The organism is Weissella oryzae SG25 (genome assembly GCF_000691805.2).
Taxonomy (GTDB): domain Bacteria; phylum Bacillota; class Bacilli; order Lactobacillales; family Lactobacillaceae; genus Weissella; species Weissella oryzae.
Genome location: NZ_DF820490.1, coordinates 84,183 through 106,239 on the forward strand (window position 1 = coordinate 84,183; position 22,057 = coordinate 106,239).

The following is a 22,057-nucleotide window of genomic DNA, read 5'->3' on the forward strand; positions in this document are numbered from 1 at the left end:
GAGAGGGAATTGAAAAAGATGTTGATTGAAGAGATTTTAAATAAAGCAGCGCAAAATGCAAATAAAGCTGCTTTTACTGAGGCGAATGTTAGTTATACCTACCAAGATTTGGCTGATGCTATTAAACAAATTGCAGATAAGTTTAATGAACACACTTTAGTAAATCGACCAATTTTAGTTTTTGGTAAGAATAATTTTCTGAGCTTAGCTAGTATGTTGGCTGCAAATCTAGTTGGTCATGCCTACGTACCAGTTGATGAGCACACGCCATTAGATCGTTTGACTGCGATTGTTTCGGCAGCTAAGCCAGCGTTAGTTATTACAACTAGCGATTTAAACGGTGAACAAGCCGCAATTTTGGGGGATTACATTACTTTTACCCAATTTACGGCAAATTCAAACTTCACATTTGAGAGTCTAAACACTCAAAAGGCAGTTAAGGGGAGCCAAACAGCCTATATTATTTACACTTCTGGGACGACCGGGTTACCAAAGGGCGTTGAAGTTAGTCATGATAATTTGTATTCATTCACACAATGGATGATTAATGACTTTAAGCAAATTACAGATAATAAGTACCTTGAACAACCTTTGTTTAGTTTTGATCTTTCAATTTTCAGTCTTTATCCGAGCCTTATGACTGGTAGCGAGTTAATTGCTTTATCACGAGCTGAAATTGGTAATTTCAAAGCGCTCTTCCAACGACTTGATGCAGTTACGATTAAAACTTGGGTATCAACACCATCATTCGTAGATATGCTACTAGTTGATCCATCATTTACAGCTCAAAATCATCCGGCAATTGAACAATTTATCTTTTGTGGGGAAGAATTAACGGTTAAAACCGCCCGTAAGCTATGTCAAAACTTCCCAGATGCTAGAATCTATAATACTTATGGCCCAACTGAAGCAACTGGAGCGGTTTCTAGCGTGCTAATTACTGATGAAATTATTGCCAGTTATGATCGTCTGCCTGTTGGTAAGGCTAAGCCAGGTGTACACTTTGCCATTGAAAATGGAGAAATTATAATCATTGGTGATTCAGTCGGTAATGGCTACTACGAGAATCCTGAAAAGACGGCGCAATCCTTTGTCACAGTGGATGGGGAAGCAGCCTTTAAAACTGGGGATGCCGGTCATATGGATGCAGATGGAACTTTGTTCTTCCAAGGACGTTTAGATTTCCAAGTTAAATTTAATGGTTATCGCATTGAGCTTCAAGATATTGAAGCCAACCTTATTATGAATGACCAAGTTGAACAAGCAATTATGTTACCACGCTACAATGAAGAGCATAAGGTGACCGCTTTGATTGCTGTAATTAAGCCCAAGGAATATTCAACGGACCGAGCAGTTATGCGTACAGTAACTAAAGCAATTAAAAATGACTTGTTAACTAGGATTATGGATTACATGCTGCCAACAAAGTTTGTCTATGTAACTGAAATGCCTCTAAATCAAAATGGTAAGATTGATCGTAAGGCATTAACAGCAAAGGTGGTGGGTTAGACCGATGCAACCGTACTCAACACCGTATTATTTTATTATTCTCGGACTAGCGTTAATACCATTAATAATAGCTTTGCTAAACGGCAAAAAGCTAATGTGGTACCAAGTCCTAATTTCAATTGGCTTTCTAGCCTGGTCATTTGCTGGGTCAATCACTGTTTGGGCTTTACTCGGTTATGGCGTTTATCAAACGATTCTGGTTAAGGGATATGAATATTATCGGGTTCAACAGCAGAAAAATAACACACTAATTTTCTACTTGGCTGTTTTATTGGCAATTCTGCCTTTAACGGTTGTCAAAGTTACACCGGTGATTAATCCCACTCAACCCAGTTCAATAATTGGCTTTCTAGGAATTTCATATCTAACTTTTAAGGTCGTTAATGTCGTCATTGAACTACGTGATGACTTAATTCATAAAGTGCCCTTACGTCAGTTTGTCTACTTTCTCTATTTTTTCCCAACAATTTCTTCTGGCCCAATTGATCGCTTCCGTCGCTTTGAAAAGGAGTATCAAAAGCCAACGGTTGATAATTATGAAGACTTGCTTAGCAAAGGGATTTTACGAATTTTCTTAGGCTTCTTGTATAAGTTTATTATTGGTCATCTGATTGTGACTTATTTCTTACACCAAGTAGCAATTGACGCAACGGTTAATCCCAGCTTTATAAATATGTTAGGGGCCATGTATGGCTATGGCTTGTATTTGTTCTTTGACTTTGCCGGATACTCATTCTTTGCCATTGGGTTATCTAACTTAATGGGTTACGATATGCCAATCAACTTTAATAAGCCCTTTATATCGAAAAATATTAAGGACTTCTGGAATCGCTGGCATATGACTCTAAGTTTTTGGTTCCGTGATTTCGTCTATATGCGCTTAGTTAAGACAATTATGGTTCACCGTTGGTCAAAGAACCGGGTATTCATTTCTAACGTTTCTTATGTTGCGTTATTTGGTTTGATGGGACTCTGGCATGGCTTAACTTGGTATTATATTGCTTATGGTTTGTACCATGCAGGGTTAATGATTGGTTATGATGCCTGGATTCGCTTTAAAAAGCGGCACCATATTAAGATTCCAAGCAATATTTGGACCAATAGTTTGAGTATCTTTATTACTTTTAATGCCGTCTTTATTGGGTTCTTACTGTTCTCAGGTATCCCAAACGACGCCATAATGCATTACTTTGATGGACATAGTCCACTACCTAATTTTTAAAATCAAATTTTGAGGGAGAATAACAATGAAAGATGAAGTTTTAGATATTTTAGAAGAAGTTGCCGAAACGGATGAATTTCGTGATGATTTAGACATGGATTTATTCGAGGAATCAATTCTTGATTCATTATCAGCGATTGCTTTAATTGTTGAATTGGAAGATCGCTTTAAGGTATCATTACCACCTTCTGAGATGGAGCGACAAGATTGGAACACAGCAAATAAGATTGCTGAGCGAATTCAGGAAAAGGTAAATGAAAAAGCATAAGATTCTATTAGCAGTAGGGCCACTCTTTGTGGCGCTTCTCTTAGTCGGCGTTATTTTATTTGCCCCCTTTAATTTTGGTAAACTTTACTCAACGCGGCAGCTGAAAGAATTTGCGATGAATCCATTAGATAAAACACAGTACAATGGATATGCTATTCGTTCGCAGGTGCTAGCTGATAAGCAGTTCTTACCAATTATTGGATCGTCTGAATTAGAGAAGATTAGTCCATATCATCCGTCGGCGTTTTCAATGAAGTATAAAAGTGCGATGAAAGGGCAGACACCATACTTGATTGGTGCGCCTGGAACTCAATCTTTGCCTCAATATTTATATATTTCTTCAGTTGCTGAGCAAATGAAAAATCGTAAGGTTATTTTTATTATTAGTCCCCAATGGTTTGGTTCTCAAGGGCTACAGTTAGGGCAACTACAGTCATTTACATCTAACGGTACTTTGTATCGTTGGATTGGACAGGCCGACCCTAAAACAAAGCTAACCCAAAGTGTTGCTAAACGACTACAAGGCCTTAATATTGCCGGTGATAATAGCACCATTCGAACGGCCTTAGCATCTTTGGCTCAGGGAAAGCCGGTTTCTGATTGGAACTTGGCTAAGATTAAAGTGCTGTCAGCTTTGTGGGTACGTGAAGATTATCTATTTTCTTGGGTTGCGCAGATGAAGTCGGCACAGACTGGTATGTATGATAAGATTGACAACTATAGTAAAAAGTTGCCGGGTCAACTCGACTATCAAGCGTTAGATAAATCAGCTTACAAGTATAGTGCCCAACGATCAAATAATAATCGATTCCACATTGTCAATGATGTCTGGAATATGAGTTTTAAACACCGTTGGCGTAATATGCATGGCTATCAAAAGCATCACCGCTACGATGCCAGCCCTGAATTCGCAGATTTCCAGTATGTTTTGAATCAATTTGCTAAGAATCATGACCAAGTTGAATTTGTAATACCATCAGTTAATAACCGCTGGTATAAGTATTCAGGCCTTCCAATGAGCTCAATGCAAGGCTTCTCTAAAAAGATTAAGTATCAACTTCAATCGCAAGGCTTTAATGATATTGTTGACTTCACTGACAAGTATAATGAACCATACTTCATGCAAGATACAATTCATTTTGGCCCTCGTGGTTGGGTTGCCTTTGATAAACAAATGGTTAAGTTTGTCAATTCGCCAAAAGAAGAGCCTAATTATAAGATTAACAACGATAAATTCTTGTCAAAGCAATGGCAAGATCGTCGAGTTAATGATTAGGTAACAAAAAAGCTCTGCCAATCGTGTGGCCTACCGTAAAAGTTTTAACTTTAAGGTTCACACAGTTGGTGGAGCTTTTTTAGTGGTGACTTTACATAACTGTATAGTTAATTAAGTCTTCAAAATAAATTAATTCTGCGGTCAAATCAATCATTAGGTTATCTTTCTTATATAAGAGTAACCGCCAATCACTGATATGATTATCATTCTTCTCATCGATAAAGGCGTTTAGACTGCCATCATGATTTAATAACAAATACCCAGCAAAACGTTTAAAAATCATATCTAGGTCGGTTAAACGCTCTTCAATAATTGGCTGATTTTGTTGATACAAAGTTAATGAGAATTCACCTAGTTCTGGTCGTGTATTATTGAAATACCATTGCATGGCCAATAAATCATTCATGGTTAAGCCAATGTTCATTAGATAATCAACTGACAATCGAAAGTGCACTGGTTCATCATTATCAGGCAAACCAGGAACATGGAATTGATTTGCATAGAATTCAGCTAAGCTTTGCCAAGTAGCAATGGAAGGAGTAGCTTGGCCATTTTCAAAAGCTAGAAGCTCTTCATGCGTTAAGTTAGTTTCCTTAGTAACGTCATCAAGATTTAACATAAAGAAATTTCGCAGAGTATTTAAGTTATTCATTTTATCCGCCTTTTTATCATGATTTATAGCAACATTATAGCAAATTTCAGTCTAATTCCGCAGAATATTCAAAGGAAATTGAGTATTTCTTGTATTTAGTTATATAATGTAAGTAGTTTTATGGTGAAAATTATATCTTTGAACCTAACAATTCAAAAACGGAGGCTTTTATTATGGTAGCAAGCGTAAAAATTGGTCACTCAAATGTTGAAACAACTAAATTAGGTCTTGGCACAAATAAGGTCGGTGGACATAACCTATTTAGCAATTTAAAAGATGCGGATGGTTACGAATTAGTTAGAGCTGCACTAGATGCAGGAATTACTATGTTAGATACCGCCTTTGTCTATGGGTTGGGTCGTTCTGAGGAAATAATTGGTGATGTCATTCAAGATTACGATCGTAGCAAGTTGGTTATTGCTACAAAGGCTGCTCAGGATCCACATAACAATTTGGCTTTAAATAATTCACCTGCCTTTCTAAAATCAGCAGTTGAAGATGCTTTAACGCGATTAAAGACCAACTACATTGATATTTTTTATATTCACTTCCCAGATTCCACAACAGATAAGCGGGAAGCTGTAGCGGCCTTACACGAGTTAAAAGAGGCTGGTAAGATTCGGGCAATCGGGGTGTCTAACTTTTCGTTAGATCAAATTAAAGCCGCCAATGCCGATGGCTATATTGACGTGGTTGAGGATGAGTATAGCTTGGTTGCACGAGAAGCTGAAAAAGCTGCTTTCCCTTATTTTGCAGAGCATAACATCGCTTTTGTACCTTATTTTCCACTAGCTTCGGGATTATTAACAGGTAAGTATCAGGCTAACCAAACCTTTGGGCCAGATGATTGGCAAAGTCAACGAGCCGACTTCCAGGGGGAGCGGTTCCAAAAGATTATTACAGCGGTTGAAACACTAAAGTCGATTGCACAAGTACATCATGCAGAACCAGCGCAAGTTGCTTTGGCATGGTACATTAAAAACCCAGCGATTGCAGTTGTAATCCCTGGTGCGCGCGTGGCAAGTCAAGTAACAAGCAATGCAGCTGCCTTAAAAATCGAGTTGAGCGCTGCAGAATATCAAGCAATTGATGATGCTTTTAATTTTTAGGGAGTTATTTTAATGGTTGATACTTTTGCCTAGTGCTTTAAACAAAATACTTAATCTATTATTAGAAAGTTATTGATATTTATGAAAATTATCTAAGCCAAACTATAAGGAGCTTCTAACCCCATTCATAGCAAGGATAGCTTATAATCATAGGTGAAATAAAAACAAAGGATTTTGGTTAAGAACATGATTAAGAAAGTTATCTTTACATTGAATCACCTATTGCCAGCGGACGACACGATCCTAAACAAGTGGTACTAATATACTGCTAGTTAATTAATAAACTCAGCTAGCTGCTTCCATCTTTTGATGGGAACAGCTAGTTTTTTATTATGCTACATGTGGAAAGTCCACCTAACTTTACCCGTCAAAAGTATTATTATTGTTTTAGTATCGTATTCTTCAATGTAAGCGTGCCTACAGTTAGTTTATCTTTTAAGCTTTGCTAACCTATTAATCGAAATAGATTAGGACCTGATGATAGGTGTCAAATTTTAATCAGAGAGAGAAAATTATTATTATTTACCGTTTGTTGAAAATTTAGTAGAACTAAATGCTTTTGTAAACAAATAAAAGACTTAACCAAAAAACAAAAAAGTTACTGCTTGTACTTGCTCGAGCTGTAGAGGGCCTAAATTTTTAACACATTATTGCCTGCAATTCATATAGTTATTGAACTACTATGAACCATTTAGCACAATTTTATTTACTAATTTTAACGTTAAATTATTTTCCATGTTAAATAAGAAGGGAACTTCTTTACACTAAGCCATACGAATACCTAGCTAAGTCTGGAACTTCCCTTGAAAAATAAATGTAAGCGCTTTATACTCTATAAGGACGGCTTTTATTTGTGAAACTTAATTAGGATAAACAAATGTCTTAATTTTTAAAGTACATATTAAGCTAATTGCAATGCATAGAAAGAGGATAAACAGATGACAACCCTAAACAATGAATTAAAGACTTCCTTACAAGAGTCTTTTAAGGAACGTTTTGCTATTTCCGCAGAATATTTATTCTTTTCACCCGGTCGAATTAATTTAATTGGTGAACATACAGATTATAATGGCGGGCATGTTTTCCCAGCAGCGATTAGCATTGGAACGTACGGTGCTCTAGCTTTGCGTGATGATGACGAAATTCATTTGTTCTCAGCTAACTTCCCAGATGTTGGTATATCAGTCTTTAAGCTCGATGACATTGCAGCTCGTAAATATGATAGTTGGGTGAAGTATGTTCGTGGTGTGCTATCAGAATTAAAAAGAGCTGGTTATAATATCAATCGTGGCTTTAATATTGGGATTGTTGGTGATATGCCAAATGCATCAGGGTTGTCATCATCAGCTTCCTTAGAGCTTTTGCTTGGTGAAATGTTTAACACTGCCTTTGATCTAAAGATATCACGGTTAGACCTTGTTAAATTAGGACAACAAGTGGAAAATAACTACCTTGGTCTTCGAACAGGGATTATGGACCAATTTGCAATTGGTTTTGGTGAGAAAGAACAAGCCATCTTCCTTGACGTTAATACCATGGAGTATGAACTAATTCCAGCCGAATTTGATCAGTATGAACTAATTATTATGACCACAAATAAGCGGCGTGAATTAGTTGATTCAAAGTATAATGAGCGGCGGGATGAAACTGAGTTAGCCTTAAAGGAACTTCAGACAGTTTTGCCAACAATCAAAAGTTTAGGTGAATTGGATATGGCAACCTTTGAAGCAAATAAGGCAGCCATTAAAGAAGAGGTTATCTACCGGCGTGCCCGTCACGCTGTCTCTGAAAATGAGCGCACGATTTTAGCAACTAAAGCCCTCCGTGCCCATGACTTAGTTGAATTTGGAAAGCTGCTACAACAATCACACATTTCATTACGCGATGACTATGAAGTTACTGGTGAAGAACTTGATACCTTGTTTGATGCTGCAATGGCACAACCAGGAGTCTTGGGCGCCAGAATGACAGGAGCTGGTTTTGGTGGTAGTGCGATTGCGCTAATTCCACGCGATTCAGCTGCAGCCTTCATCGAAAATGTGGGTAAGCTTTATGCTGAAAAGATTGGCTATGCTGCATCGTTCTACACAGCTGAAATTGTAAAGGGTACTGCACAACTTTAAGCTTCATAATTAAAAACAAAAGGTAGTTAAGTAACGGGAAATAAAGTGAATCCTTAGGGTCAGAGTATCCTCTCCAACTGTAGGGTTCACGTTGAAATTCCAAGCTTAGCTACTTTTTTTGCTAGGGGAAAATTTACTTTATAGCTGTAAGCCGATATGATTAAGTAAAATAATAAATAATCATTGTGAGAAGTAAATCTTGTTAAAATATATAAAAAATGAAAAACAGCTACATATCAGCCTGTTGTTAATGTTCATTATTGGTTTAGGCTTATTTGGCTATTATTACCATGACATTGTTTTTGAAATTATTCGACATGGCTTTGATCAACATACACTGGAAATATTTTTACGGCAGCACGCTGACATTGGTGCTGTAATCTTATTAGGTTTAATTAGTCTTTCTTTGATTGTCCCAGGTCTTCCAACTGCAATTTTATTGCTAGTTAGTGGGGTAATTTATGGTACCCAGCTTGCCTTAGTAATCAATGTGGTTGGCTCTTTTTTAGGTAATTTATTAGCGGTTCTTGTATTTACACGCTTAGAAGATAGGACCCACTACCATCAATCAAAGCATTTTGGGCGCTTTATTGCGCTATTTAAAAAAGTTAAAAATCCATACTTGGCCTTAATGTTGGGTTACATTGTGCCAATTATTCCAACAAGCCTGGTCAATTTTTATGTGAGTGAATTACCATATTCCCTTAAGTATAAGATTCGTTTACTTGCTGTAGCTGTACTTCCAGCTGCTTTCTTTTATAGTTTTGGTGGTGCCGACCTTGTTAAGGGGCAGTGGATGACGCCATTATCCTTGGGTGGCTTGTTACTTTTAATTATATTTATAACCTATCGTCTGATTATGAAGACTAAGGACCATGGTAACAAAACAGATCATATCAGTTAAAAACGGACATTTAAATCAAAAGGCTTTACTTTGTTCGGCAAAAAGTTAAAATTAGGAACAAAGTAAGCATATTATTTCAAATAAGGAGTTAATAACATGGCCAAGTTTAATTTTCCAGTAACCCCAATTGATCAGCTAGCTGATAATTACGATTTAGTTGTCATCGGCTCAGGGGCGACTGGAATGACCGCAGCAATCCAGGCTCATGAACTGGGCCTACGAGTGGCAATTTTTGAAAAGTTAGCCGCTCTTGGTGGCAATTCGCGCCGGGCATCATCCGGTTTGAATGCCGTTGAGACCTTTGTACAACTTGACCAAGGCGTAATTGACGCCCAGAGTTCCTTTTATGCAGATACACTTAAAGGTGGCGGTGGTACAAATAATCCACTGCTATTAAATTACTTTGTCACCCATGCGGAATCGGCTTTTGATTGGTTATATCGCCATGACATTATTTTGACTGACCTAACTGCAATGGGTGGGATGTCACAAAAGCGTGCCCATCGCCCTGCAAATAAATCAGCTGTCGGTAATTATCTAGTCGAGGGCCTACAGAAGCAGTTATTAGCACAAGGAATTCCCTTATTTACAGAAACTAAAGTCCTAAAGCTAATTAAGGATGTACAGACTGAACAAATTAGCGCTGTCAAAATTGAGCACCCACAATTAGGTCAAAAAGATATTACGGCCAAAGCCGTTTTAATTGCGACGGGTGGCTTCGCTCAAAATCAAACCTTATTGGCCAAATATGCACCACAAGTCTTGGGTCGGAAAACGACTAACCATCCCGGGGCAACTGGTGATGGAATGGCACTTGCTACCGCAGTTGGGTCAAGCTTAGTCGATATGAATAAGGTACAGATTCACCCAACGGTGCAACAAGATGGCGACCACGTCTATTTAATTGGCGAGGGTGTTCGCGGTGAAGGAGCAATTTTGGTCAACCAAGCGGGGCAACGCTTTGTCAATGAAATGACGACCCGTGATAAAGTTACCGCTGCAATTGATGCTTTAGATGAAAATGGGGCAACCTTAATTTTTGACCAAGCTGTACGCGAAGCATTTCCAGCAATTAACTTCTATCTTGCGATTGGTTTGGTCTGGGAGGGGGCAACTTTAGCTGATTTGGCACAAAAGGCTGGTCTAGATGTAGCGGGCTTAACTGAAACATTGCATACTTGGAATACTAGCCAAGCGCAAGGGACAGATGTGGCCTTTCAACGGGCAACCGGTATCGAACGTGGCCTTAATCATGCGCCTTACTACGCCATTCATATCAAACCAGCTATTCATTACACCATGGGTGGCGTTAAGATTAATGCTTTAACCGAGGTCCTAACCGACCAAGAAAAGCCAATTCTAGGTCTTTATGCTGCTGGTGAAGTTACTGGTGGTTTACATGGTGATAATCGCATGGGTGGAAACTCATTAGCAGAAACCGTCGTTTTTGGTCGGCAAGCAGGCAAAGAAATCACTAAATATGTTCGAACACATTGATAATTAACTTAAAGCGTTCAAGCTGATTCTTCGGCAACTTGAACGCTTTTTTTGTGCAATTAACTTTTGACAAAATAATTTAAAATTCAATAAAACGTTTTATTCCGACTAATAGGACTAAAAGCGAACTATATTAGAATTTATTTCGATAATGTTAGTAAAAGCTACTTCACAATTGCGCTATTAGGTTGTATAGTATGACTATAAACGAACATTTGGAGGCTGATTGTGGTAGAAGGTACGTTAATTTACGAAGGTAAAGCAAAGCAATTATATACAACTACAGATGACGATGTATTAAGGGTTGTGTATTTAAATCAAGCAACTGCCTTTAATGGTCAGAAAAAGGACCAAATTACTGGTAAAGGGGCGTTAAACAACGCTATTTCAACCCGAGTATTTGAATATCTGGCAGCAGCCGGTATCAAGACACACTTTATCAAAAAAGTATCAGAAACCGAACAATTAAATCAACGCGTCTCAATTATTCCAATCGAAGTGGTTGTCCGCAATGTAATTGCAGGTTCATTTGCAAAAAAGTTTGGCCTTGAAGAAGGTGGTGTCCTAACTACACCAGTAGTCGAATTTTATTATAAGTCGGATGAATTGGCAGACCCATTTATCAACGATGATCAGGTTTTTGCACTAGACATCGCTAGTCCAGCTGAAATTGCTTTTATTAAGGCCGAGAGTTTAAAAATTAATACCCTCCTACAAAAGTTCTGGGCGGCAATTGATTTAAAGCTGGTTGATTTCAAAATTGAATTTGGCCGGACGAATCAAGGCACAATCATTTTAGCTGATGAAATTTCACCCGACTCAACCCGCTTGTGGGATGCACAAGGTAATCACATGGATAAAGATGTTTATCGCCGTAATTTAGGGGACCTAACCGAAACCTACACTAAGATATTAGACGCCTTGGAAGCCAAGTAAAGGAAAGAAACATGACAAAGGTTAAAGTTTACGTTACCTATAAAGAATCAATTTTGGACCCACAAGGGCAAGCCGTTACTGCTGCCGTTCATAAAATGGGCTATAACTCCGTAGAAGACATTCGCATCGGTAAATATTTTGAAATTACTTTAACTGACAGTGATGCTAGTGCTGAACAAACAGTCGCCGAAATTGCTGAGAAATTATTGGCAAATCCTAATATGGAATCATATCGAGTTGAGGTGGTTGGCTAATGAAATTTGCCATTATTCAATTTCCGGGATCAAATTGTGATACCGATTTACTCTGGGCGATTAAAGATATCATGGGAGCTGAAGGTGAATTTGTCTGGCATACAGCTGACTCGCTAGCCGGCTTTGATGGGGTTTTAATTCCGGGTGGCTTCTCATATGGTGACTATTTACGCTGTGGTGCAATTGCCGCCTTCGCCAATATTATGCCTGAAATAAAACGGTTTGCTGCTGAAGGTAAGCCGGTCTTTGGGACTTGCAATGGCTTCCAGATTTTAATTGAGGCCGGCTTATTGCCTGGCTCATTAATTCAAAATAAAAGCCTAAAATTCGTTTCGAAGTGGCAAGGTCTAAAAGTTAACAATCAATCTAAATTTTCATCAAACTATGATTCAAATGAATACATCGAACTACCAATTGCCCACGGTGACGGACAATATATTGCTGATGATGCAACATTAGAGCAATTGGTCGCGAACAATCAGATTGTATTCACTTATGAAAATGGTAACCCCAATGGTTCAACCCAAGCAATTGCAGGTATTACTAATGCAACCGGTAATGTTTTAGGTATGATGCCACACCCTGAACGGGCAATGGAAGGATTGCTTGGCAGCGATAAGGGTAAAAAAATGTTTCAAAGCATCTTAGACAATTTTGGAGAGTAGGTAATACCGTGGTTGAAATGACAGCAGAGCAAGTACGTGACTCTAAAATCTATTTGGATTGGGGCTTATCTGAGGCCGAATATTCTAAAATTAATGAAATTTTAGGCCGCCTACCTAACTATACCGAGACGGGCATGTTTGCCGGTATGTGGTCAGAACACTGTTGCTATAAAAATTCTAAACCAGTTCTACGTCGCTTCCCTTCAAAAGGGGAACAAGTTCTTATGGGACCAGGTGAGGGTGCTGGAATCGTTAATATTGGTGATGGCTTAGCAATTGCTTTTAAAGCTGAGTCCCATAATCATCCCTCTTTTGTTGAACCTTATGAGGGGGCGGCAACTGGTTCTGGTGGTATTATTCGCGATATTTTCTCAATGGGCGCACGGCCAATTGCGATTCTGGATTCATTACGCTTTGGCCAAATTGATAATGACGAAACTAAGCATTTAATTGAGCAAATTGTGGCTGGTGTCGCTGGTTATGGTAACTGTATCGGGATTCCAACCGTCGGTGGTGAAACTAAATTTGATGAATCTTATGCACAAAATCCCTTAGTTAATGTGATGTGCCTTGGCCTGATTGAGCATTCACAAATCCAAAAGGGCGCTGCAGCTGGTGTTGGCAATTCAATTCTCTACGTTGGCGCTAAAACAGGCCGCGATGGGATTAACGGCGCTTCTTTTGCATCAAAGGAGTTTGGTGACGGTTCTGAAAAGCAACGTTCAGCCGTACAAGTTGGTGACCCATTCTTAGAGAAGCTCTTAATGGAAGCTTGTTTAGAGTTAATCCATGACCACACTGATATTGTCATTGGTATTCAGGATATGGGCGCTTGTGGTTTGTTGTCGTCTTCTGCTGAAATGGCTTCAAAAGCTGGCTTTGGCGTTACCTTAAACCTTGATTTACTCCCACAACGGGAAAGTGGCATGACACCTTATGAAATGATGCTATCTGAATCGCAAGAACGGATGCTCCTTTGCATTAAGAAAGGGGCCGAAGCTGAGGCCTTAGCCGTTTTTGCTAAGTATGATCTTGAAGCAGTTATCATGGGTGAAGTGACCGGTGACGGACAGTATACCTTAACCCATGCTGGAGCAGTTGTTGCTAACATCCCAGCTGATGCTTTGGCCGAAGATGCACCGGTTTATTATCGCGAAATGCAAGCACCAGCCCGGCTAGCTGAATTCAAAGCAATGCAAAAATTCATTCCTGAAATTGATGATTTGACTGCAACCTTTAAAGCAATTTTGGCGCAACCAACAATCGCTTCAAAGCGTTCAATCTATGAAACTTATGACTCACGGGTAATGACTAATACCGTCGTAGCACCAGGTTCGGATGCCGCCGTCGTGCGGGTTCGTGGCACGAAAAAGGCGATTGCCATGACGACTGATGTTAATTCACGCTTTACCTACCTTGATCCAAAGGTCGGGGGTCAAATTGCCGTTGCTGAGGCAGCGCGCAATATCGTAGCCGCTGGTGGACAACCGCTAGCCATTACGGATTGCTTAAACTTTGGTAACCCTGAAAAGCCCGAACAATTCTACGAATTTTCCGAAGCTTGTGATGGTATTTCAGAGGCCTGTGTTTTGTTTAATACGCCAGTAATTTCGGGAAATGTATCACTTTACAATGAAACTTCTGGTCAAGCCATCTTACCAACCCCAATGGTTGGTATGGCTGGCCTAATTGAAGATGTTGCCCAGATTACCACGCTTGCTTTTAAGGACGCTGGTGACGCAATTTATTTGCTTGGTGCAACTGCTGATGATTTTGCTGGTTCCGAGATTCAAAAAATGCAAACCGGTACTATTAACGGCGCACTGAACTTTGATTTACAGGCTGAATTAGCGAATCAAAAAACTGTCTTGACGGCCATTAAAACTGGTTTGATTGCTTCGGCTCATGACCTTTCCGAAGGTGGTCTAGCCGTTGCCTTGGCCAACAGTGCTTTAGCTGGTGACTTAGGAATCGACGTTGATTTTGCTGGTAGTCCCGCCCAACTCTTTGCGGAAAGCCAAGGACGCTTTCTTCTATCAGTTAAGCCTGAAAATGTTGCCGCTTTCGAAAGCCTTGCACCAACTGCGCAGTATTTAGGGGCAGTTACTGCGGATAATCATTTCCAACTTACAGCTGAGGATGCAGCAATTGACTTACCATTGGCTGAAGTTGAGGCAATCTTTGAAGGAGCTATCCCATGCCTTATGAAATAAAGTCGTTAAATGAAGAGTGTGGCTTGTTTGGCGTATGGAATTATCAAGATGCCAGTCAACTAACCTTCTTTGGGCTACACGCCCTCCAACATCGCGGGCAAGAGGGTGCGGGGATTGTTGCTAATAACAACGGACAGTTAAAGCAACATCGTGGTCTTGGTCTAGTTACCGAAGTCTTTAAGCACCAAGCAACACTAGCTGACTTAGCCGGGCAGGCAGCGATTGGCCACGTTCGTTATGCAACGGCTGGTTCAGCCTCGGTTAATAATGTGCAACCATTCTGTTTTAACTTTCAAAATGGTGGCGTTGCCTTAGCCCATAACGGAAATTTAACTAATGCTACGACCTTACGCCAAACATTAGAAAATAACGGAGCGATTTTTTCTTCTGATTCTGATTCAGAAATTTTAATGCACCTAATTCAACGGAGCACTGCTACAACCTTTATCGACCGGTTAAAAGAAGCCTTGAATACCGTTAAAGGGGGCTTTGCCTATCTTTTGATGACTAGTGATGCAATGATTTGTGCTTTGGATCCAAATGGTTTTCGCCCTCTGTCGGTCGGACAAATGGCCAATGGGGCCTATGTTGTCGCTTCTGAAACTTGTGCTTTTGAAGTTGTTGGCGCTAAATACCTCTTTGACGTTCAACCGGGTGAAATTATCATTATTAACAATGATGGGATTCAACGGACCCAATATACTGACGAAACTAACTTAACCATTTGTTCAATGGAATATATTTATTTTGCCCGTCCGGACTCAACCATCGCTGGAGTTAATGTGCACACTGCCCGGAAACGTTCTGGTCAGATTTTAGCCCGTGAGGCAAATATTGATGCGGACATTGTAATCGGTGTACCTAATTCATCACTATCGGCAGCCTCCGGTTATGCCGAAGCATCAGGTTTACCTTATGAGATGGGGTTAATCAAAAATCAGTACGTGGCTCGTTCCTTTATTCAGCCAACCCAAGCTTTAAGAGAACAGGCGGTCCGCATGAAATTATCGGCTGTACGTGGGGTTGTTGCTGGTAAGCGCGTGGTTATGGTTGATGATTCAATTGTGCGTGGTACAACCAGTCGCCGCATTGTTAATATGCTCAAAGAAGCTGGGGCGACTGAGGTGCACGTTGCAATTGCTAGTCCGGCGCTTAAATATCCCTGCTTCTTTGGGATTGATATTCAAGACCGGACCGAATTAATTGCCGCTACTCATAGCGTCGAAGAAATTCGGGAAATGATTGGTGCCGATTCACTAACCTATCTATCACAAGATGGTTTGGTTGAAGCAATTGGGCATAATAACCTTTGCTTATCTTACTTTGATGGGGTTTATAATACACCGCTGTATGACTATGAAGCAGATTACTTAGCCAGCTTAGAAAAGGAAGTAGCGCATGACTGAAAATGCTTATGCCCGCCAGGCCAATGTTGACGTTGAAGCCGGCTATGAAGTCGTGGAACGAATAAAAAAACATGTTGCGCGGACTGAACGTTTGGGCGTGCTCGGTGGCCTTGGCAGTTTTGGTGGCATGTTTGATCTTTCAAAATTTGCCGTGCAAGAGCCGGTCCTAATTTCCGGGGCTGATGGCGTTGGCACAAAGTTATTACTGGCAATCCAAGCCGACCGCCACAACACCATTGGGATTGATGCCGTTGCAATGTGCGTTAATGATATTGTCGCTAACGGGGCTGAACCCCTTTATTTTCTTGATTACATTGCGACGGGGAAAAATAAGCCCGCCCAAATCGAACAAATTGTAGCCGGCGTTGCTCAAGGCTGTGTGCAAGCTGGTGTCGCACTAATTGGTGGTGAAACGGCTGAAATGCCCGATATGTATGCCGAAAATGAGTATGATTTAGCTGGTTTTGCAGTTGGTTTAGCTGAAAAAAAGCAGTTAATTGATGGAAAAAAGACGGTTTTAGCTGGCGATGTCCTACTAGGGCTGCCATCTAGTGGGTTACATTCAAATGGTTATTCACTGGTTCGTAAGATTTTTACTGATTTAGACTTAAATGTTACCTTACCTGACCTAGGACGCCCACTAATTGATGAGCTCTTAGAACCAACTAAGCTCTATGTTAAAGAATTATTACCCTTGATTCATGCGCAAAAATTACACGGCTTGGCGCATATTACTGGTGGCGGTTTTCACGAAAATATTGCGCGAATCTTAAATGATGACCTTACCGCTGAAATTAATGAGGGGACTTGGCCAATTTTGCCAATCTTTAAAGTCCTTGAACAATATGGGGCGATTGCACATCAGGAAATGTATGAAATTTTTAATATGGGAATCGGCATGGTCTTAGTAGTCCCAGCAAGTGAGGCTGCTCAAATCAAAGCGCAACTTGGAGCATTCGAAATTGGAAAGGTAATTACTCGGCAAAACCAGCCGGTAATTGTGAACGAACATGACTAATATTGCAGTATTTGCATCTGGTAACGGTAGTAACTTTGAAGTATTAGCCCAGGCATTGGGGGCTAATATTCGTTTCCTATTTACTGATCATCATGATGCCTATGTCCTAAAGCGGGCAGAGCGGTTAGGGATTCAAGCCTTTGTACCGGAACGCCAAGACTTCCCCAGTAAGACGGCCTTTGAACTAGCCATTGTAGACTTACTAAAGCAGTATGAAATCGACTTAATTTGTCTGGCAGGTTATATGCGCTTTATCGGTAAGACCATTTTTGATCACTATCCTGGTTTAATGGTCAATTTACATCCTTCCTTACTACCGGATTTTGCTGGTTCACCACATGCCATTGATGAATCATGGCAGGCTAAAGCAGGCTTAGGGATTACCGTCCATTTCGTTGATGAAGGCATTGATACTGGCGCAATTATTCAACAAAGACCAGTTGCCTATCATGAACAGTTAGCTGACTATGAAGCAGCAATCCACGCGGCTGAGCATCAGCTTTACCCAGCCGTTGTGCAAGAACTTATTAAACAGATTTCAGATAATGCTTGATTTGAAAACAAGATAGGAGAATTAAAATGTTAAAGCGGGCCTTGATTAGTGTTTCTGATAAAACCGGGATTGTTGATTTTGCAAAAGCATTAGTGGAACAAAATGTCGAAATCATTTCAACGGGCGGCACTAAAAAAGTTTTGGATGCGGCTGGCATTAACACAGTTGCCATTGACGAAGTAACTGGCTTCCCAGAAATGATGGATGGTCGGGTAAAGACTTTGCATCCCTTAATTCATGGCGCACTGTTGGCGCGGCGGGACCTACCTAGTCATGTACAAGCCATGGCTGACCATGGTATTTTACCGATTGATTTAATCGTTGTTAATCTTTATCCCTTTAAAGAAACTTTGATGGCGGGTAAGGACCATGAAACAATTATTGAGAACATTGATATTGGTGGCCCATCAATGCTCCGTTCAGCTGCTAAAAATCACGCCAGTGTTGCTGTGGTCGTTGACCCGGCTGATTATGCACAAGTGCTTGCTGAAGTTACCACAACTGGTGACACCACTTTAGCCTTTCGGCAACAACTAGCGGCTAAGGCTTTCCGGCATACTGCAGCTTATGATGCCTTGATTGCTGAATATTTGACGAATAAGTTTCCGGATACAGATGCACCGGAACAGTTGACCCTTAGCTACAATCTAAAGCAGGGGCTACGTTACGGTGAGAATCCACAACAAGCCGCTAATTTTTATGAACGTGCGATACCAACTAACTATTCGATTGCGGCTTCCAAGCAACTACATGGTAAAGAGCTTTCCTTTAACAATATTCGTGATGCTGACGCTGCTATTACGATTGCCCGTGATTTTACAGATCAACCAACCGTTGTTGCCTTGAAGCATATGAACCCTTGTGGCATTGGCCAAGCAACTGATATTGAAACCGCCTGGGATTATGCCTTTGAAGCCGACCCAGTATCTATCTTTGGTGGCATCATCGTCTTAAATCGGACGGTGGATGCCGCCACGGCGACAAAGATGAAAGCCATTTTCCTTGAAATCATCATTGCGCCAGCCTTTTCAACGGAAGCCTTGGAAATTTTGACTAAGAAGAAGAATTTACGGTTGTTGACCGTCGATTTCTCAGCCATTTCTGCTTCTAAACAGGAAATGGCCTATACCGGTGTTTTGGGCGGTATCTTAGCACAGGACCAAGACGTAGTCAGTGAGGATGCAAGTAGCTGGACCGTCACATCAAAGGCTCAACCAACGGCCGAACAAATGAACGCCCTGAACTTTGCTTGGCGTGCCGTTAAGTTTGTTAAATCAAACGGAATTATCGTGACGAATGAACACCAAACCCTAGGTGTTGGGGCTGGTCAAACAAATCGGGTGGGTTCAGTTAAGATTGCCCTCAATCAAGCAGCTGGGAAACTAGCCGATGCAGTCTTAGCATCAGATGCATTCTTCCCCTTTGCCGATAATATTGAAGAGATTGCCAAAGCTGGCGTGAAAGCAATCATTCAGCCAGGAGGTTCAATTCGTGATGATGAGGTGATTGAAGCCTGTGACCGTTTTGGAATCGCGATGGTGCTAACTGGGGTGCGCCACTTCCGTCACTAATATATAGGCTTAGGAGAATGCAAGATGAAATTTTTAGTTATCGGGTCAGGCGGGCGTGAACACGCCATTGCTAAAAAATTATTAGCAAGCCCACAAGTTAGAACGGTTTACGCTGCCCCTGGTAACCCTGGTATGCAACTTGATGGTATCGAATTAGTGCCAATTTCTGAGTTAGCCAATACTGAATTGGTGGCCTTTGCAAAAGAAGCGGCAGTTGACTTCACTTTTGTCGGACCAGAAAACGCTTTAGCCAATGGGGTTACGGATGCCTTTTTAGCTGCCAATTTGGCAATTTTTGCACCAACTAAGGCTGCAGCCGAAATTGAAAGTTCTAAGGAATTTGCGAAACAATTTATGGCTAAGTACGCAATCCCAACAGCCCACTACGCCAGTTTTACCGACTATCAAGCGGCTAAGGATTATTTAGCAGTCGTAGGCGCACCCATTGTGATTAAAGCTGATGGTCTGGCTGCCGGTAAAGGGGTTACGGTTGCTTTAGACTTAGCGACCGCCCAGCAAGCGTTAGAAAATGTCTTTACTGACGCTGATGCCCGAGTTGTGATTGAGGAATACTTAGTTGGTGAAGAATTTTCACTGTTTTCCTTTGTCCATGGTAATAAGTTCTATCCAATGCCAATCGCGCAAGACCACAAACGAGCGCTTGATGGTGACCAGGGCGCAAACACTGGCGGAATGGGAGCCTATTCACCAGTAAATCACATTGCGCCAGCCATGGTGCAAACGACCCTTGATACAATTGTAAAACCAGCCGTTGCTGGCTTAGTTAAAGAAGGACGTTCTTTTACAGGCATTCTCTATACCGGGGTCATTCTAACTGCGAATGGGCCAAAGGTAATCGAGTTTAATGCCCGTTTTGGCGATCCAGAGACCCAAGTGGTCTTACCACGGTTAAAGACCGACTTAGCTCAGGTAATTATTGATTTATTAGCTGACCGTCAACTTAAACTTGCTTGGCAAGAAACCGGGGTTTCCCTAGGAGTTGTCGTTGCTAGTAAGGGTTACCCTGGTAAATATGCAACCAATATTGCCTTGCCAGTGTTCCCAGCTGATTGGGACGTTTATTATGCCGGCGTTAAAGCTGGTGCCGACGGGAAGTTGCTTAGTGCTGGTGGTCGGGTTTATTTGCTAGCAGCTGACGGGGCTGACCTTAAAGCAGCCCAAGCAGATGTATATGCCAAACTAGCGCAATTAGAACAACCTGACATGTTTTACCGCCATGATATTGGTGCGAAGGGAGTTAAATAATGGCTGATATTGCAATTATTATGGGTTCTATCTCAGATTGGGCAACTATGGAAAAAGCTGCCACAATCCTGACTGAATTTGGCCTTGATTTTGATAAAAAAATTGTTTCCGCACACCGCACACCGGACTTGATGTTTGATTTTGCTAGCACCGCCTATGCTAATGGTTATAAATTAATCATCGCTGGTGCAGGTGGTGCTGCGCATCTACCCGGGATGGTTGCTGCCATTGCGACAGTGCCAGTTATTGGTGTCCCCATTGAATCCCATGCTTTATCTGGTGTTGACTCACTGTATTCAATTGTACAAATGCCTGCCGGTGTACCGGTTGCAACCATGGCGATTGGTGAGGCCGGTGCCAAAAATGCGGCATTGTATGCCGTTGAAATGCTGGCCATGAATCAACCAGACCTACATGCTAAATTAATTGCTTACCGGGCAAACGCGGCTGATAAGGTTGCTGCTTCAGAAGCGGGGTTATATTAATCATGCCAAAAACAATTGGAATTATTGGTGGCGGTCAGTTAGGCCAGATGATGGCAATTTCAGCGCAATATATGGGCCATAAAGTCATCACTTTGGATCCTAACCCAACTTGTTCAGCCGCAAAGGTTTCTGATGCAATGATTGTTGCTGACTATGATGATGTGGCTGCGTTAGAACAATTAGCCCAGCAAGCTGATTTACTCACCTACGAATTTGAAAATGTATCGGCGCAAGCTTTAACGACGGTTCAACCAAGCGTCGCAATTCCACAGGGCTTGAAGTTATTAACAATCACGCAAAATCGGCGCTTAGAAAAAGAGTTCCTACAAAGAATCGACATTCCAATCGCTCCATATCAGAACATCACAAGTCCTAGTGATTTACCAACACATGTCGAGAAAGTTCAGTATCTTAAAACTGTGATGTTTGGCTATGATGGGCATGGTGAGGTCGTTTTGCGCTCAGATACTGATTTAACAGCAGCTAAGGCCATGGCCCAAGAAATTAACTGTGTTTTGGAAGACCAAGTTACCTTCGACCGCGAAATTTCCGTGATTGTCGCTGGCAATGGCCAGCAATATGTCACTTTCCCAATCGCTGAAAATGAACATCGTCATTCGATTTTACATCGAACAATTGCTCCAGCTCGCATTGACTCAACGACTGCGCAAACAGCTAAAGCGCTTGCTTTAAAAATTGCCCATGTGCTACAACTGGCAGGAACGATGTGCATTGAGATGTTCTTGCGAGCCGATGGCACAATCTATGTTAATGAATTGGCACCACGCCCCCATAACTCTGGACACTATACAATTGAAGCCTGTGACTTTTCACAGTTTGATTTACACATCAAGGGCATATTAGGGGAGCCATTAAGCGAGCCACTCTTGCTACGTCCAGCGATAATGATAAATGTCTTGGGCCAACATCAAGCGAGCATGGCTGAACTACGCCTAGCGCAACCAAGCTGGCACATTCATGACTATGGCAAGAGTGAAGCCAAAGAAAATCGTAAAATGGGCCACGTAACCATTTTGACTGAAGAAATTGCTACCACTTTAGCCACAATCAAATTAAGCAAAATTTGGGACTAACCTTTAACAGCCTGGAACTATCGGTTAAACCGATGG

The 22,057-nt window shown here is 41.1% G+C and carries 20 protein-coding genes; 19 read left to right on the top strand and 1 reads right to left on the bottom strand.

The features are described from left to right. Nucleotides 1-18 precede the first annotated feature (18 nt). From dltA to dltD, 4 genes are read left to right on the top strand one after another with little or no spacing between them, the layout of a single operon-like run. Entirely contained in the window at nt 19-1,509 is a 1,491-nt protein-coding gene (gene dltA, locus TT13_RS05960) for a D-alanine--poly(phosphoribitol) ligase subunit DltA (RefSeq protein WP_045476798.1), read from the top strand. Nucleotides 1,510-1,513: 4 nt separating this feature from the next. Continuing rightward, entirely contained in the window at nt 1,514-2,731 is a 1,218-nt protein-coding gene (dltB, locus tag TT13_RS05965) for a D-alanyl-lipoteichoic acid biosynthesis protein DltB (RefSeq protein ID WP_027699142.1), read from the top strand. 25 nt (nt 2,732-2,756) lie between these two features. Beyond that, nucleotides 2,757-2,999 (top strand): D-alanine--poly(phosphoribitol) ligase subunit DltC, encoded by a 243-nt coding sequence (gene dltC / locus TT13_RS05970; RefSeq protein ID WP_027699143.1) that lies wholly within the window; start codon nt 2,757-2,759, stop codon nt 2,997-2,999. Beyond that, a complete protein-coding gene (gene dltD / locus TT13_RS05975; protein WP_027699144.1) occupies nt 2,986-4,275 on the top strand; it encodes a D-alanyl-lipoteichoic acid biosynthesis protein DltD in 1,290 nt (429 codons plus the stop codon). Before dltC ends, dltD begins: the two co-directional genes overlap by 14 nt. Before the next feature lie 91 nt (nt 4,276-4,366). Here the strand turns inward: dltD and TT13_RS05980 are convergent, their stop codons facing one another. Next, complete coding sequence (locus TT13_RS05980) at nt 4,367-4,927, bottom strand: hypothetical protein (RefSeq protein ID WP_027699145.1); 561 nt, start codon at nt 4,925-4,927, stop codon at nt 4,367-4,369. Between the two features lie 173 nt (nt 4,928-5,100). Here TT13_RS05980 and TT13_RS05985 point away from each other — a divergent pair, with 173 nt between their 5' ends. From TT13_RS05985 to purK, 15 genes are all read left to right on the top strand, one after another. Further along, on the top strand, nt 5,101-6,036 hold the full coding sequence (locus TT13_RS05985) for an aldo/keto reductase (RefSeq protein ID WP_027699146.1): 936 nt from the start codon (nt 5,101-5,103) through the stop codon (nt 6,034-6,036). A 938-nt stretch (nt 6,037-6,974) separates the two neighbouring features. Next, on the top strand, nt 6,975-8,159 hold the full coding sequence (locus tag TT13_RS05990; protein WP_027699147.1) for a galactokinase: 1,185 nt from the start codon (nt 6,975-6,977) through the stop codon (nt 8,157-8,159). Nucleotides 8,160-8,409: 250 nt separating this feature from the next. Next, on the top strand, nt 8,410-9,063 hold the full coding sequence (locus TT13_RS05995; RefSeq protein ID WP_027699148.1) for a VTT domain-containing protein: 654 nt from the start codon (nt 8,410-8,412) through the stop codon (nt 9,061-9,063). Between the two features lie 96 nt (nt 9,064-9,159). Further along, entirely contained in the window at nt 9,160-10,560 is a 1,401-nt protein-coding gene (locus TT13_RS06000; RefSeq protein WP_027699149.1) for a flavocytochrome c, read from the top strand. A 228-nt stretch (nt 10,561-10,788) separates the two neighbouring features. Next, nucleotides 10,789-11,496 (top strand): phosphoribosylaminoimidazolesuccinocarboxamide synthase, encoded by a 708-nt coding sequence (gene purC, locus TT13_RS06005; protein WP_027699150.1) that lies wholly within the window; start codon nt 10,789-10,791, stop codon nt 11,494-11,496. Between the two features lie 11 nt (nt 11,497-11,507). Continuing rightward, nucleotides 11,508-11,750 (top strand): phosphoribosylformylglycinamidine synthase subunit PurS, encoded by a 243-nt coding sequence (purS, locus tag TT13_RS06010; RefSeq protein ID WP_027699151.1) that lies wholly within the window; start codon nt 11,508-11,510, stop codon nt 11,748-11,750. Continuing rightward, nucleotides 11,750-12,415 carry a phosphoribosylformylglycinamidine synthase subunit PurQ gene (gene purQ / locus TT13_RS06015; protein WP_027699152.1) on the top strand — a complete coding sequence of 222 codons (666 nt, stop codon included), beginning with the start codon at nt 11,750-11,752 and terminating at the stop codon, nt 12,413-12,415. Before purS ends, purQ begins: the two co-directional genes overlap by 1 nt. Before the next feature lie 17 nt (nt 12,416-12,432). After that, a complete protein-coding gene (purL, locus tag TT13_RS06020; protein ID WP_045476813.1) occupies nt 12,433-14,628 on the top strand; it encodes a phosphoribosylformylglycinamidine synthase subunit PurL in 2,196 nt (731 codons plus the stop codon). Further along, nucleotides 14,613-16,034, top strand: a complete 1,422-nt coding sequence (gene purF, locus TT13_RS06025) for an amidophosphoribosyltransferase (RefSeq protein WP_027699154.1) — start codon at nt 14,613-14,615, stop codon at nt 16,032-16,034. The genes purL and purF overlap by 16 nt, the downstream gene beginning before the upstream one ends. Beyond that, entirely contained in the window at nt 16,027-17,052 is a 1,026-nt protein-coding gene (gene purM, locus TT13_RS06030) for a phosphoribosylformylglycinamidine cyclo-ligase (protein ID WP_027699155.1), read from the top strand. The genes purF and purM overlap by 8 nt, the downstream gene beginning before the upstream one ends. Next, a complete protein-coding gene (gene purN / locus TT13_RS06035) occupies nt 17,045-17,605 on the top strand; it encodes a phosphoribosylglycinamide formyltransferase (RefSeq protein WP_027699156.1) in 561 nt (186 codons plus the stop codon). Before purM ends, purN begins: the two co-directional genes overlap by 8 nt. Before the next feature lie 26 nt (nt 17,606-17,631). Then, nucleotides 17,632-19,176, top strand: a complete 1,545-nt coding sequence (gene purH, locus TT13_RS06040) for a bifunctional phosphoribosylaminoimidazolecarboxamide formyltransferase/IMP cyclohydrolase (RefSeq protein WP_027699157.1) — start codon at nt 17,632-17,634, stop codon at nt 19,174-19,176. Between the two features lie 24 nt (nt 19,177-19,200). Continuing rightward, nucleotides 19,201-20,442 carry a phosphoribosylamine--glycine ligase gene (purD, locus tag TT13_RS06045; RefSeq protein WP_027699158.1) on the top strand — a complete coding sequence of 414 codons (1,242 nt, stop codon included), beginning with the start codon at nt 19,201-19,203 and terminating at the stop codon, nt 20,440-20,442. Continuing rightward, nucleotides 20,442-20,927, top strand: coding sequence for a 5-(carboxyamino)imidazole ribonucleotide mutase (purE, locus tag TT13_RS06050; protein WP_027699159.1), 486 nt, complete (start codon nt 20,442-20,444; stop codon nt 20,925-20,927). Before purD ends, purE begins: the two co-directional genes overlap by 1 nt. 2 nt (nt 20,928-20,929) lie before the next feature. Next, complete coding sequence (purK, locus tag TT13_RS06055) at nt 20,930-22,021, top strand: 5-(carboxyamino)imidazole ribonucleotide synthase (protein WP_027699160.1); 1,092 nt, start codon at nt 20,930-20,932, stop codon at nt 22,019-22,021. The last annotated feature ends 36 nt before the right edge of the window (nt 22,022-22,057 follow it).

Excerpts from the sequence above, each read along its gene's own strand:
- purK (WP_027699160.1), top strand. The coding sequence starts at position 20,930 with ATGCCAAAAACAATTGGAATTATTGGTGGCGGTCAGTTAGGCCAGATG.
- TT13_RS05980 (WP_027699145.1), bottom strand. The coding sequence starts at position 4,927 with ATGAATAACTTAAATACTCTGCGAAATTTCTTTATGTTAAATCTTGAT.
- purH (WP_027699157.1), top strand. The coding sequence starts at position 17,632 with ATGTTAAAGCGGGCCTTGATTAGTGTTTCTGATAAAACCGGGATTGTT.
- TT13_RS05995 (WP_027699148.1), top strand. The coding sequence starts at position 8,410 with ATGTTCATTATTGGTTTAGGCTTATTTGGCTATTATTACCATGACATT.
- purE (WP_027699159.1), top strand. The coding sequence starts at position 20,442 with ATGGCTGATATTGCAATTATTATGGGTTCTATCTCAGATTGGGCAACT.
- TT13_RS06000 (WP_027699149.1), top strand. The coding sequence starts at position 9,160 with ATGGCCAAGTTTAATTTTCCAGTAACCCCAATTGATCAGCTAGCTGAT.
- dltC (WP_027699143.1), top strand. The coding sequence starts at position 2,757 with ATGAAAGATGAAGTTTTAGATATTTTAGAAGAAGTTGCCGAAACGGAT.
- purS (WP_027699151.1), top strand. The coding sequence starts at position 11,508 with ATGACAAAGGTTAAAGTTTACGTTACCTATAAAGAATCAATTTTGGAC.
- dltA (WP_045476798.1), top strand. The coding sequence starts at position 19 with ATGTTGATTGAAGAGATTTTAAATAAAGCAGCGCAAAATGCAAATAAA.
- purQ (WP_027699152.1), top strand. The coding sequence starts at position 11,750 with ATGAAATTTGCCATTATTCAATTTCCGGGATCAAATTGTGATACCGAT.
- purF (WP_027699154.1), top strand. The coding sequence starts at position 14,613 with ATGCCTTATGAAATAAAGTCGTTAAATGAAGAGTGTGGCTTGTTTGGC.
- dltD (WP_027699144.1), top strand. The coding sequence starts at position 2,986 with ATGAAAAAGCATAAGATTCTATTAGCAGTAGGGCCACTCTTTGTGGCG.
- purL (WP_045476813.1), top strand. The coding sequence starts at position 12,433 with ATGACAGCAGAGCAAGTACGTGACTCTAAAATCTATTTGGATTGGGGC.
- purM (WP_027699155.1), top strand. The coding sequence starts at position 16,027 with ATGACTGAAAATGCTTATGCCCGCCAGGCCAATGTTGACGTTGAAGCC.
- TT13_RS05985 (WP_027699146.1), top strand. The coding sequence starts at position 5,101 with ATGGTAGCAAGCGTAAAAATTGGTCACTCAAATGTTGAAACAACTAAA.
- dltB (WP_027699142.1), top strand. The coding sequence starts at position 1,514 with ATGCAACCGTACTCAACACCGTATTATTTTATTATTCTCGGACTAGCG.
- TT13_RS05990 (WP_027699147.1), top strand. The coding sequence starts at position 6,975 with ATGACAACCCTAAACAATGAATTAAAGACTTCCTTACAAGAGTCTTTT.
- purN (WP_027699156.1), top strand. The coding sequence starts at position 17,045 with ATGACTAATATTGCAGTATTTGCATCTGGTAACGGTAGTAACTTTGAA.
- purD (WP_027699158.1), top strand. The coding sequence starts at position 19,201 with ATGAAATTTTTAGTTATCGGGTCAGGCGGGCGTGAACACGCCATTGCT.